General features: G+C 32.3%; 9 protein-coding genes, 2 tRNA genes and 1 pseudogene. 3 read left to right on the top strand and 9 right to left on the bottom strand.

Going from position 1 to position 13,706, the window contains the following annotated elements; genetic code table 11:
- Positions 1 to 44: 44 nt before the first annotated feature.
- The 5 genes from H6F32_RS06725 to H6F32_RS06705 all read right to left on the bottom strand — a co-directional run bounded on the left by H6F32_RS06725 (position 45) and on the right by H6F32_RS06705 (position 7,456).
- Positions 45 to 1,583: a serine/threonine-protein kinase gene (locus H6F32_RS06725; protein ID WP_190368564.1), complete on the bottom strand. Its 1,539-nt coding sequence runs from the start codon at positions 1,581 to 1,583 to the stop codon at positions 45 to 47.
- 129 nt (positions 1,584 to 1,712) lie between these two features.
- The gene (locus H6F32_RS06720; protein ID WP_190368563.1) at positions 1,713 to 4,574 is read right to left on the bottom strand and encodes a response regulator; all 2,862 of its coding nucleotides are present in this window, start codon (positions 4,572 to 4,574) and stop codon (positions 1,713 to 1,715) included.
- A gap of 80 nt (positions 4,575 to 4,654) precedes the next feature.
- Entirely contained in the window at positions 4,655 to 6,646 is a 1,992-nt protein-coding gene (locus H6F32_RS06715; protein ID WP_190368562.1) for a methyl-accepting chemotaxis protein, read from the bottom strand.
- 53 nt (positions 6,647 to 6,699) lie between these two features.
- Positions 6,700 to 7,203, bottom strand: a complete 504-nt coding sequence (locus tag H6F32_RS06710; protein WP_190368561.1) for a chemotaxis protein CheW — start codon at positions 7,201 to 7,203, stop codon at positions 6,700 to 6,702.
- A 180-nt stretch (positions 7,204 to 7,383) separates the two neighbouring features.
- A tRNA-His gene (locus tag H6F32_RS06705) sits at positions 7,384 to 7,456 on the bottom strand.
- A 389-nt stretch (positions 7,457 to 7,845) separates the two neighbouring features.
- Between H6F32_RS06705 and H6F32_RS06700 the strand changes: the two genes are divergently transcribed.
- The gene (locus H6F32_RS06700) at positions 7,846 to 8,235 is read left to right on the top strand and encodes a DUF4359 domain-containing protein (protein WP_190368560.1); all 390 of its coding nucleotides are present in this window, start codon (positions 7,846 to 7,848) and stop codon (positions 8,233 to 8,235) included.
- 147 nt (positions 8,236 to 8,382) lie between these two features.
- Here H6F32_RS06700 and H6F32_RS06695 read toward each other — a convergent pair.
- Both H6F32_RS06695 and H6F32_RS06690 read right to left on the bottom strand, forming a co-directional pair.
- A tRNA-Phe gene (locus H6F32_RS06695) sits at positions 8,383 to 8,455 on the bottom strand.
- 145 nt (positions 8,456 to 8,600) lie between these two features.
- Positions 8,601 to 9,491, bottom strand: coding sequence for a metal ABC transporter permease (locus tag H6F32_RS06690; protein ID WP_190368638.1), 891 nt, complete (start codon positions 9,489 to 9,491; stop codon positions 8,601 to 8,603).
- A 177-nt stretch (positions 9,492 to 9,668) separates the two neighbouring features.
- Here H6F32_RS06690 and H6F32_RS06685 point away from each other — a divergent pair.
- Positions 9,669 to 9,933, top strand: a pseudogene (locus tag H6F32_RS06685) (ArsR/SmtB family transcription factor).
- A gap of 56 nt (positions 9,934 to 9,989) precedes the next feature.
- Here the strand turns inward: H6F32_RS06685 and H6F32_RS06680 are convergent.
- Positions 9,990 to 10,784 carry a metal ABC transporter ATP-binding protein gene (locus H6F32_RS06680; protein WP_190368559.1) on the bottom strand — a complete coding sequence of 265 codons (795 nt, stop codon included), beginning with the start codon at positions 10,782 to 10,784 and terminating at the stop codon, positions 9,990 to 9,992.
- 56 nt (positions 10,785 to 10,840) lie between these two features.
- Entirely contained in the window at positions 10,841 to 11,785 is a 945-nt protein-coding gene (locus H6F32_RS06675; RefSeq protein WP_242031066.1) for a metal ABC transporter solute-binding protein, Zn/Mn family, read from the bottom strand.
- Positions 11,786 to 12,132: 347 nt separating this feature from the next.
- Between H6F32_RS06675 and H6F32_RS06670 the strand changes: the two genes are divergently transcribed.
- Complete coding sequence (locus H6F32_RS06670; protein WP_190368557.1) at positions 12,133 to 13,695, top strand: iron uptake porin; 1,563 nt, start codon at positions 12,133 to 12,135, stop codon at positions 13,693 to 13,695.
- The last annotated feature ends 11 nt before the right edge of the window (positions 13,696 to 13,706 follow it).

Raw genomic sequence — 13,706 nt, 5'->3', positions numbered from 1 at the left:
AAAAGATCCCCGACTTCTTTAAGAAGTCGGGGATCTGAAATACACTATTTAACATTAGTAACTATCCATTGATTATTTACTGTATTAAATACTAAATAAAAACTTACTCTACTCACGATGATGCGACCATTTTTTAAAACATATCTTAACTGAGTAGAAACTATAGCGGTGTTTCCAGTATCTTCTAATAAACTGGTTTGATTAACATCCACACTTTGAACCTTTCCACCCCACCAGTCTATATAAGATGAATAACCCTTTGGATGTAAACGTTGATTATTTTGTAAACTAGGAGATAATAAACTCCAAGAAGTTTGATATTGACCTTGATTAATATAACTATAGTAATTGATTACAGCTTCTTCTGGTGATGGTCTGTTAATTGTGGTTTGATTTTCTACTTGTAATTCAGGAGATGGACTGGCACTAGGAATGTTATTATCTGTATTTACAGAAGGTGTTTTTATTGAATTTGCTTGATTGCTAGAATTAGAGGTAAATTCGTTATTTGCAGACTTTACAGGTTCAACATTTTGGGATGATTTGTTAATCACAGAACTAACAATAATAGAAGCACCAATTAAACCACTAGCAATAATAGCAGGAATTATCATTCCTCCTTTATTACTATTATTATTAATATTATTGTTATTCTGATTAACAGATTGATAATTATTTTGATAATTATTTCCTGGACTAACTGCAACTGTTTGTGGTAAAGGATCTGCAACTTTTGTATTACTAATTGATGTGGGAGGTAATGTCACAAATTGCTGTTGTAAAGCATTCAACATTTCCCTAGCAGAAGCAAACCTTTCTCTAGGATGATAAGCGATCGCTTGATCAATTACTCTTGCTAAATTAGGATTAATATTACTAGCAAAATGTCGCCAAACTATTTCCGCAGTTTGAGAATCTGTATCTAATTCCTGTGGTCTTTTTCCTGTTAGTAAATAAATTGCAGTTAATCCCAAACTATACAAATCACTAGAATAAACTGGTCTTCCTGCTGCTTGTTCGCTGGGCATAAATCCCGGAGTACCAATAATAATTGAACTAGTGGCGTTTCCTTGAGAATTAACCACTGTTCCCATAGATTCTCGCACAGCGCCAAAATCAATTAATACTGGTTTATGATCAAGATTTCTGATAATAATATTGTCAGGTTTGATATCACGATGAATAATATGTTTTGAGTGAACATAATCTAAAACTGGCAGTATATTAATTAGTAATTCTTCCACTGCACTGTTAGTAAATAACCCTTGTTTTTCGATTTTTCCTGTTAAAGTATCCCCCTCTATCCACTCTTGTACTAAATAAAATTGTCCCCCATCAATGAAATAAGCGTATAGACTGGGAATTTGTTCAGATGCACCACCAAGTGCTTCTAAAATTGCTGCTTCTCGCTGGAATCTTTCTTGTACTAATTGGTAAATTTGCGGATTATTTTGAATTGGTTTTAATTGTTTAACTACACATAAACGCTCTGAAGGCATATTTACATCTTTAGCGAGAAAGGTTTCCCCAAAACCACCAGATCCTAGAGTGCGGATAACTTGATAACGATTATTTAATAGCATTGTTTTGATAATTGATAAATAGTTTAGATGCTGCATTTAATTTAGCATACTAACAGATTTAGACCCCCGACTTTTTGAGGAAGTCGGGGATCTTTTGATAGTATATCTCACTGAATATTTTCTGATCAATCAGCCATTTTGTTGAAAAATGATCTCCTCTAATTTTTTTAATAATTCCTGTTCATTATAAGGTTTAGAAAAATAGGCTTTTGCTCCTAATTTCATTGCTAACTCTCTATGTTTACTACTACTACGAGAGGTTAACATAGCCACAGGAATATGTTGTAAATTACTATCAGCATTAACCCTTTCTAAGAAAGTATAACCATCAATTCGTGGCATTTCAATATCACAAATTACTGCTTGAATTGGGAGGCCACTGGCTAATTTTTCTAAAGCATCTTGTCCATCTTTTGCTTGTTCTACTTGATAACCTCCTTTTTCTAAAGTTAATGCTAAATAACGTCGCACATTAATAGAATCATCTACTACTAAAATTGTTCCTTTTTCTAAAGTTACTGGTTTGGGTTGGGGAGTTTTTTGTGGTTGTAAAAAAGCCGTTGTTAATCTTGCAGTTGCTAATTTATTACTAAGCTGTGGACGTTTACCTGTAGTTACCCACAACACTAAATCATTAGTATTAACTAAGGGTACAACTCGTCCATCTCCTAAAATTGTGCAACTATGTAAACCGCTAGGTAACGGAATATTTCCTTCCACTTGACGTACTGCAACTTCTTGTTCTCCCCAACAACGTTCTACTTCTACCGCTATTTTTTGCTGATCATTTTTAATAATTAAAACACTAGTATTATTAATAATTGGACTAGCTTCTAATTCTAAACGATGATATGCAGAACAATTAAATTGAAAATAACGATTTAACCTTAATAATGGTACATGATGATCTTGCCATTTAATCATTTCTTGACCATTTTCTGATAAAATTTCTTCCGGTTTTAATAAGAATATTTCCGCAACTACATCTGTAGAAAATGCTAAAAATAAGCGATCGCTTTCTATTAATAATACTCTCTCTACAGATAAGGTAAATGGTACAGTTAAAGTAAATGTTGTTCCTACCCCCAATTGAGTATCAACATTCACATCTCCCCCCACTAATTTTAACTTATTTCTGACAATATCCATACCCACACCACGACCGGATAAAGCTGTAACTTTTTCAGAAGTGCTAAACCCAGGCTCAAAAATTAATGATAATAATTCTTCTTCACTGACACTATCTAATAATCCCTGTTCTAAACCCATTTTTAAAGCTCGTTGATAGATTCTTTCTAAAGAAATTCCCCTACCATCATCCTCAATAGTAATAATAGTTCTATTACTATGATATGCAGCTTTAATACTAATTAAACCCTGTTCTGGTTTACCCACAGATAAACGAGTTGCAGGATCTTCTATTCCATGATCAAAAGCATTACGTAATAAATGCAATAATGGTTCATTAATAGCTTCTAAAATACTTCTTTCTATTAATGTATTACCCCCTTCAATTTTTAATTGGACATTTTTGCCATATTCTAAATTCAAATCGCGTATTGCTCTAGGAAATCTTTCTACTAAATCAGAAAATGGCCGCATTCTCACTTGTGTAATTTGTCTTTGTAACTGTTTGGAAGTTTTATTAAATTTACGTGCTATTTGCTCTGCATCATTCACACTTAATTCAATATCGCTAGTAACTTCTGCAACTTGGACAATAGTTTCCATAGCATCTTGAGATAATGAGTGAAATTTTTGCCCAATTTTTTCTAGCTCATGATGATCATTAATCATTTTACTATAAGCTGTTCGCATTTCTTCATGTTCTTGATCAAGGATTTGCACTCTTTGACTCAAACTAGCAGCTAATTTTCTTAATCTTTCTATTTGCACATTTAAACCATTTTTCTGCACAATAATTTCGCCAAATAAATCATTAATTTTCTCTAAATGTTTGCTAGGAACTCTCACAGTATTTTCCTGGTTATCTCGTTCTTTATATTGATAATTATTGGCATTTTTTTGTTCAATATATTCATTATTTATATCTTCTTCAGGAAAAATAATACTATCTAATATTACTGAACTGGGAAATTCTGTATGATCTTCTAAATAATTATCATATTTTGTTAATATATTAAGATCGGGATTTACTAATTGAATATCATCCTGATCAACAGATTCATCTATTTCAGTAATATTAATCTTATTGGGTAATTTATCCCATTGATTATTTAATACTAAATTGTGGGATAATTGCCATTTTTCTAAGGCTAATTTAGCAATTTCTACACTACGTTCATCTGCCACTTCTAAATGATAATGTACTGATTCACATAGTTGAGTAAAAGGAGTTAATTCCAGCATTTCTCCTAAATTAGCTAATTCTTTCGACATAATCATTAATTGCGATCGCACTAATGATTCATTCTCAGAATTAACTAATAAATTTTCTACCTTTTGTAAATATTCTTGTACCTCTGTTTGAAATAATAAATGAGCGGTGCTGTGAGCAAGCGTAGCTATCGCATGACTATCTTCCCCAGATACGAAAGTTGTAATATCTTCTGGAGTAGGATCACCTAAACGATCATATAATTGATCAAAAATTGGGCAACAAGCATTTTTTAACCAATTATTATCTAAACTTTTACCCTGAGAAAGTACCTCCACAATTTTTCTTAATCTATCCACACTTGCTAACAATAAACTCTGTAAATCTGTATCAATTACCAGAGAATTATTTTGATTTTTCAACACCTTAAAAGCATCTTCTAAACGATGGGAAAAATCACTTAAAACTCGAAAACCCATCATTGCTGCACCACCTTTAATAGAATGGGCAGCACGCATACCAGAATTAATCTGTTTAACATCAATCCGTTTATTAGGATCTACTTTTAACCATATTCCTTCTAAAACATTCAAATGATCATTAACTTCTTCTAAAAACTGCATCTTAATTTCTGTTTCTTTATCCTTACTCATTTGTTGATAATTCCTGATTTACTAATGATTAATTACCCAAAAATAACAAGACTAATTATTATTAATCAATTATAATCAAATCAATAAACAATGGTTTTTATTTTTTCATAGATTGCTAAAGTTTCTTCTAAAGATTGATGAATTTCCTCAGTGTTACATGATACTGTAGCCATTTCCTTGAGATTTATATCTAAAATTTGTGATGTTTGTAATTGATAGGTTTTAGTATTAAAAATGGATGTAATCACTGCATCTAACTGCTGTAATATATCCATAATTTCTTCTACATTATTCTTGCCATCATTGATTTTTAAATCACTAGCAACTAGCTGATTATTTGTGATATTCACTACTTCTAAAACTTCACTAATTCCTCCTTGTAATTTCCCTAAAATCTGTTCAATTTCTTGAGTTGTCGTAGCATTCCGTACTGCTAATTCTCCCATTTCTTCTGCTACTACCGCAAAACCTTCTCCATCTTCCCCAAATCTTGCAGCTTCAATACCTGCATTAATTGCTAACAAATTAGTTTGCATAGCAATTTGACTAATTGATGCAACCATCCTAGCAATTTGTTGAGCATATTCCCCTAAATACTTAATCTTTTTAGTGGTTATTGATAATGATTCTTCAATCACAACAGTATTTTCAATATCTTCTATTAATTTTCTACTCTTATTTCCTAGGCCATTAGCATCATTAATTAAACTTACTGCTAATTGCAATTTATCAAAGATAAATCGTATATTTTCTATTATTTCTCCACACATTTCTACATTTTTCATCATCTCCTCTGGTTTTAATAATGATATCATTCTCACTTTTTCTAATTTTTCTATAGATAGATGAATATCACTAATAACTAATTCTAAATCTTGATTAATATTGTCAATATTGTATGGTAAATCTCTAACTTTTATATCATTTTTATCAATATTACCAGTTAAATTACTTTTCATGTTCTGATTTTCTGCATCTGAAATTACAGACTTTGCTAAAACTTCCATTGTAATTAACTGAATTAACCAAGCAACCAATAATGTCATACATAATACCATTAATGGAGTAGCCATAATAATAAATATTAAAAATTCCCTTTGGTTTTGAAATGCAACACTCGCTGACTGTGTGACAATTAACCGTAAATTCATCTTTGCTAAATCATCTGGTACATCTGTGGTTAATGCTACATAACTAACTAATTCCTGGTTTTGACTATTTTGGGAAAATGTGCTAAAAGTCTCAATATTATTACTAGCTATTATCTGTGATAATTTGGGATAGATAGTTTGAGCATCTTTTCCTAATACATTATTACCTTGGGAATTTGTTGAAGAATTTGCGATAATTTTTCCTGCACTATCTAGTAAAAGATATTGTTTATTATTATCCAGATATCCAGTTAAACCTTGTTGTAAATTATTTATAGGTATGCGAGTTTTTACAATATTCACAATATTGTTATTTTCATCTTTAATTGGTGCAATTATATAAATTACCGTTCCTACATTTTCTACTTTTTCTAGAGGAGTAATTATAGGATAATTGTGCTGAATTACCTGGTTTAAATCTGTCAGATTTAGTTGTGTTTCTAAATATTCTCCTCCATATTTAATCAAGTTACCATTAATATCAAATACTGATACGCTATCATACATCTTACTGCTTTTAACTAAGTTATCTAATGATTGTTGTCCATTATAATTATTGGTATTGTTGGGGAAGTTGGCTAAATTAGATATAATTCCCATATCTCGATAACTATCTGCTATCAAACTTTTAACTTTGTTGCTTAAACCCATTACTTGAGTTTCTTGAAAATCTCTAATTTGCTTACTAATTAATTTATTACCAAAAGAATAAGTAAGACAACTAATAACTAATACTGGTAAAGTTCCAACCACTATTGATAAAATTGTATATTTTGTACTGAGGTTAAATTTATCTAAGAGTTTTACCCCATTTAACCAAGACTTATTTTTCTTAGTATTAGTCTTTTCTTGATGGCTTAGAAATAATGATGTTTGATTCTGGACATTATTATTATTTTGAGTATTGGTTTCATGGAACATTAGTTTTTATCCTTATATATAACCAGATTTTTTGCTGTTTGTTATGTCGAAATTCAAGCATTCTCAGAGATGAGAATATTAGATTCTAAAATGTTTTTAGCATCTAGTACTAACAATATTTCTTCTTGTTGCACTATACAACCACATAAATAAGGAACTAAACTAGATGCAACTTGTCCTAAAGGTGAACAAATATCATCTATATTAAGTTTAGTTGTACCTTTAATTTCTTGGACAACTAACCCTAAAATCATCGCCTCTATTTGTATAACAATAATATTGTATTGCCGCAACCGATGATCAAAACATTCTAAATTAAACATCTTAGGTAAATCAACTACCCAAATTATATGACTTCCCCAGTTCATTAACCCTAATATACAATTAGGCATATTTGGTATAGCTGTAACTGATGTTATAGGAATAGCGATCGCTTCTTGAATATGATTAATTGATAATAGCGCACCTGTTTGTTGATTTAACTTAAACTCCAGATAGCTATTTTCTCTGTTCTTAGATATACTTTGATTTTTAAGTGAATTATGCTGTTGATTCATGTCTAAATTTTAACAAAATATAATTTTTATCCACAGGATATCCCCAGAAATCAGGCTAAAAGCCTAATCTACTGTAATATAATTGTCATTATTGCATTAATCTTGGATAGCTATTGGCGATGTCTATTTTACCAGACAAGCTCGCTCTAACCGACTTTATGATTTACTAAATTAGTGAAGGGCGAACGATGGGACTTGAACCCACGAATGGTAGAACCACAATCTACTGCCTTAACCACTTGGCCACGCTCGCCATTTATCATTGATAAAACCACTATAACATCTTTTTCTAAAAAGATCAACTTTTTTCGGAAATTTAAATATTTTTCTTGTTAATCTTGGCAAATAAGGTTTTTAGTCATTTTGAGACAGATGTAAGGAAAGTGATCATGTTAAAAATTCAGGACTTACCCAATTGGAACATTGCTAGGGTGCGGTTCGCCAAGCTCACCAACCACGTCAAACTGCATAAATCCCACAAATAAACAAATTGTTCATATCTGACGCACAGTACAAAAGATTTTTGGTGTGACACTTGCTTAAGTCCTAAAATTAACAAAATTACAGATTTCTGGTAAGTTTTGTTGTCAGATATCTCTAAAACGTCTTTATTCTCACTTAAATCCTATTATCCCTAGAATTATGAAACCATTAACTGTTGTTGGACTTTTAGGATCTGCTAGTTTAGCTATTTTAGGAATAGTAATGTTTCAAACTAATCCTAAACAGGATAGTTATGAAAATTACACAATGCAACAATTGAATACATACTTAAAAACGGATGTTTGTCAAAAAACGCCTAATTTTCTGCAAAGTTTAGTTAAAGTTGATTGTAATGAGTTAATAACGCGATTCAATCCACAAATTAAGGATTTAATTACTTCTACTACAACAAGACAAGATTATATAATTTTTAGTGTATATCGTACAGAAATCAATGTTAGTTCTTGGATACCAGGGATACCAGGATATAAATTTGAAACTTTGGGAGCATTCAATCAATTTTATACTTACAGTGCTGTAAAACAATAATGTAGTCAGTATAGACCAAGCACTGCTAAGACCGTATGTGTACAGTTTTAGCAGTGCTTTTGGGAAAGTCCAAACCCAACCCATGCTTAGGATGCAGTACTCCTTGCACCTCACTTGAATGGCTATTATATTGGTTTTTAAAACTAATGCCAGGAACCAGACTTGAACTGGTGACACGAGGATTTTCAGTCCTCTGCTCTACCGACTGAGCTATCCCGGCATTTAACTGTCTTGGTGTTTTTTCTTCACCACGATTACTAACTTTAACAGAAGAAAAAAGATATGTCAAGGGGTTAACCAGGAATTTTTTGTGAATAATTTTTTCTGAATTAATTTATGTATGATATGTATGACTTCATGCAAGACTAATTTCTATGAAATAGAGCAAATATTTTTTGTACCCCTGATTTTACCCCTGCGAAAACTGTGATAAAGCCCAAAAACTGTACCAAAACAATACTAGGACCAGAGGGTAGGTTAAACAATCCAGAAACTATAATTCCTGTAATGCTACTAAGACAACCGATAATTACTGCTCCTAGCAAAAAGCGGCTAAAATGATGCGTGATAAGTTTAGCAGTGGACGCAGGAATTACTAAGAAAGCGTTAACAAGTAAAATACCTACTGCTTTAATTGCTACTGCGACGGATAAAGATAATAAAACGACAAATCCATAACGATATAATCGTACTGGTATACCTTGTACTTTTGCCACATCACTATTAAGAGTTAAAAGTATTTGTTGAGGTAGAGTTGATAGTAGAAAAATTCCACTACTAAATAAGATGAAAAGTGTCAAGACTAAATCTGTGTTATCTATGGCTAAAATATCACCAAATAACACACCCATTAAATTGCCATGATATCCTTGAATAAAACTAGTGAGGATAATACCGATCGCTAATGAACCAGATAAGACTATACTGAGAATACTATCACTAGCCAAATCGGTTTTATCAATAAAATAGAGGACAATTACTCCAAAAATCATGGTAAAAGCTAATAACATCCATCTGGGATTAGTGTTGAGTAATATACCTAATACTATTCCTACTAATGCAGCATGGCCAACAGCATGGCTGAAAAAAGATAACTGACGCAAAGTGACAAAACTACCTAATAAACCGCCCATAATTCCCATTAATACAGCGCCAATAATAGCACGCTGCATGAAAGGAAATTGAAATAAGTTGATCAAGTCATAATAGTTAGTAACTGCTAACGAGGTATCTTGATAAATGGGAACTAAGGACATCATAAACTTCTGTATTTTGTGTATTTTGTGTTTTTGCGTGATTTTTGTTGATAAATAAGTGGATATAACAATAACAATGATTCAGTCTACTCCCTTTCATAGTTTAGAAAATAGTTAGAGAATAAATCTTTGCAAATCTTATTATAAGATGCTTTAACTACAGAAAAAGCGCAACGGATGGCAGAGTTTTTTTAGTTTTTTAGGGGATCCTAATCCTTTACGTATTCTGTCACTTTTAGCAAATCAAGAATTATGTGTGGGAGATTTGGCAGGATTATTGGATATTAGTGAATCTGCGGTTTCTCATCAGTTGAGAAATTTAAGAACTATGTGATTAGTGACTTATAGAAGACAGGGAGGAAATATATTTTATCGTCTGCATGATTGTCATATTTTACATCTTTATCAATCTGTGGCTGAACATTTGGATGAGAAAAATTGAATTGAGTAATTATTTAGTAATCAAGCAATTACCGCCTACCTACCGTCAATTAATTATCAATTATGATGATGTTGATAACGACTAAAACTCGGACCGTATGTAGCTAATAAATTTTGTGGAGAAAGGGCAATTTCTGGTTGTCCAGAACAAACTAAGGTTTGATTAATACATAGCACGCGATCGCAATATTTACTCACCATATCAATATCATGAGAAACTTGTAAAATAGTCCAACCTTCTTCTTGTTTTAATCTACTTAATAACTGATGAAAGTCCGCAGCACCTTGCATATCTACTCCTGCAAAAGCCTCATCTAACACTAACAATTTTCGTGGTACTACTAAACAATAGGCTAATAAAACTCGCTTGAGTTGACCACCACTTAAAGTCCCAATAGCTTGATTTCTTAAATGATAAGCATCTGTACGTTGTAATGCTAGTTTGATCATGGTTGATTTTTCTCGGTTGTCTGGCAAAAATTGCAGCAAACCAGGTTTACTATGATCGCTAATTCCTAAAGCTACTAACTCACCGACAGAAATAGGAAAACTGCGATCAAAAATGAAGTTTTGTGGCATATATGCCAAATTTTTACGTAATTTTCCTAACCGAGAAATTGGTCTACCAAAAATCTCAACTTGTCCGCTATTTTTAGGAATTAAATCTAAAATAGCTTTTACCAATGTACTTTTACCAGCACCATTTGGACCGACTATGGCTGTATTTGTTCCTGGCAATAACTCAAAATTTACATCTCTAATAGCTAAATAATTACCTTGATAAACAGTTAAGTCTGCAACTTTTAGTGTTGGTAATATTGATGAAATATCTTCTGTTTTTTTGGTGTTCATAAAATTCAGGATTGGCAGATTTTCCAAGATATGATAACTTTAATAATATGAGTGACTTATTGACAATTATCAGCTAATGTTTTTAAATTTTTTTGCATTACTTTAAAATAGTAATCTGGATTAGTTTCACCATTTTCTAAAGAGTCTAAAGTATGCACAGTCAACTTCAAATCTTTAGCAATACTTTCTAGTAATTTATTATTGATTCCTGGTTCACTAAATAAAGCGTTAACTTGGTATTTTTTCACTGTTTTAATCACTTTTTGAATATCCGTTGGTGAAAGTTGCCTTTCGGGAATTGTAATTACTGCAACCTGTTTAAGATTATAGCGTTTAGCTAGATAGGGAAAAGCATCATGAAAGGTAATAAATGTGCAATTAGGTGTTTTTTTCAATGTTTCTTGAAACTGATTATTCAAATTATCTAATTTTTGAATATATGCAGCAGCATTACTTTCATATTTACTCTTGTTTTGCGGATCGGCAACTATTAAACCATCCCGAATATTTAATACTTGTTGTTTAGCTAAAACTGGATCTAACCATACATGAGGATTACCATTTTTGTGATTATGATTATGATCGTGTTCATCATCTCCTTTGCTAATATTATCTACAGGAGAAATGGCATTGATAGGTTTAATTCCTTTACTAGCATCAATTGTTAATAATTTAGCATTTTCAGAATTTTTAATAGTATTTTCCAAAAACTCCTCTAACCCTAAACCATTTTTTACTAATACATTTGCTGTAGCGATCGCTTTTACATTATCTGGTGTTCCTTGATATTCATGTACATCTGTTCCTGGTTTAACTAATATCTCTATATCAGCAATATCTTTAACTACTGCTTTCGTAAATAAATAAACTGGTAAAAACGTTGTTACTACTTTAGTTGTGGCTATTTGAGTTTTTTTCTCTGTCACTGGTGCTGTGGTTTCACTAACTATCTTTTGATTATTAGTGCCATTACAACTATATACAAACGATAGTAAAAACATCACTATTAGTACAAATTTGTTGCTTCTTTTCATGTATTTTTCTCCCCCACTTTTTCAGATGTTGTTGTATTATGATATCATAATGAGACTTATTCTCATATTTTTTTGACAACAAAAAAAACCTGTATTTGTAACTAAAGTTACATATATTTTCTCTATTTTGAGTAGTATTACTCTATGCTAGATTTTCTAGCATGACTTACGTAATTAGCACATTAGTAGGTTGCGTTAAAGAAGTTATGCTATCTGACGTAACCGACAACTAGGAGTAGATTAATAATCCTTAATAGTTATTAAGTCATACTCTTCTATAATCGTGTAAATGTTTCATAGGGGTGTAAGTGAAAATGCTGAAAAGTCTCAAAATTGCTAGTAGTTCTATACTGTTTTCTGCTATAGTATTAATGAATTGTGGAGTGTCAGCTGAAGAGTTATCACAACAAAACGTTGAATCAAAAAATACTAATGATTCTACTCAAGAAGAGTCAGTATCACAAGTTACGTCAGTATCTCAACTTTCTGATGTACAACCCAATGACTGGGCATTTCAAGCATTGCAATCACTAGTAGAACGTTATGGCTGTATTGCAGGATATCCTAATGGTATATTTCGTGGCAATAGAGCATTATCACGATATGAATTTGCAGCTGGTTTAAATACTTGTTTAGATCGAGTAAATGAACTAATTGCCACTGCTACAGGGGATCTACCTAAAAAAGAAGACGTAGCCACAATTCAGAAGTTATATGAAGAGTTTAGTGCAGAATTAGCTACTTTAAGAGGTAGAGTGGACGCATTAGAGGTGCGAACTGCTGAACTAGAGGCAAGTCAATTTTCAAATACTACTAAACTACAGGGACAAGTAGTAACGGTTGTCAGTGGTATTCTATCGAGTGATCAAGTTGATGGTGCGAGTATTACGGATAAGAATACTACATTAGGCGCAAGGGCGCGAGTGGAATTAGTAAGTAGTTTTACGGGTAAAGATACTTTATTCACCAGAATCCAAAGTAACAATATTAGCAGTCCTGGTTTCCTGAGTACCACAGAAGGTAACTTGTTTTTTCAGGGTAGTGGCAATGCCATCCTAGATGCTTTATGGTATAACTTTCCTCTAAGTAAAAATACTCAAGTAAAACTGATTGCTAATGCTGGTGCTGCGGATGATGTTACTAGTACCGTAAACCTTTTTGATGGTGATGGTGCTTTTGGTGCATTATCTACCTTTGGTACAAGAAATCCCATTTATGGACAATTAGGTGATAAAGGTATAGCAATTAACCATCAATTTAACAAAAAGCTAGGATTAAGTTTAGGTTATTTAGCAGGTACAGCCAATGATCCTCAGCCTGGTAATGGGTTATTTGATGGTAAGTATGGGGCTTTAGCACAGTTGAATTTAAAGCCAAGCGATCGCATTTCAGTAGGTTTAACTTACATCAACTCCTATAACCAACCATTACTAACAGGTAGTAATAACGCTACCACAAGTTTTGCAGGTGAAGCATTTTCTAGTAATTCCTACGGTGTGCAAACATCCATAGGTATTAGTGATCAATTGGTACTTGGTGGTTGGGCGGGATATACCAATAGTCAGGTATTAACTGGTACTAAAGGAGATGTGGATATTTGGAATTATGCTGTTACTTTAGGTTTTCCCGACTTGGGTAAAAAAGGTAACTTAGCTGGTGTGATCTTGGGTATGGAACCAAAGGTAACTAGTGCTACAGTAGGATTACCAGTAACAGCAGACCCCAATACATCCTATCACATAGAGGCATTTTATCAGTACAAAGTTAGCGATAACATCACTATTACACCCGGTTTAGTGTGGTTGACTGCACCAAATCATGACAATAATAATGATGATATAGTTATTGGTGCTTTGAGAACTACCTTTAGTTTTTAGGGTATAAGGGT

This window comes from Anabaena sp. FACHB-1237 (genome assembly GCF_014696225.1).
GTDB lineage: Bacteria > Cyanobacteriota > Cyanobacteriia > Cyanobacteriales > Nostocaceae > FACHB-1237.
This window is presented reverse-complemented; position numbering and strand designations above follow the sequence as displayed.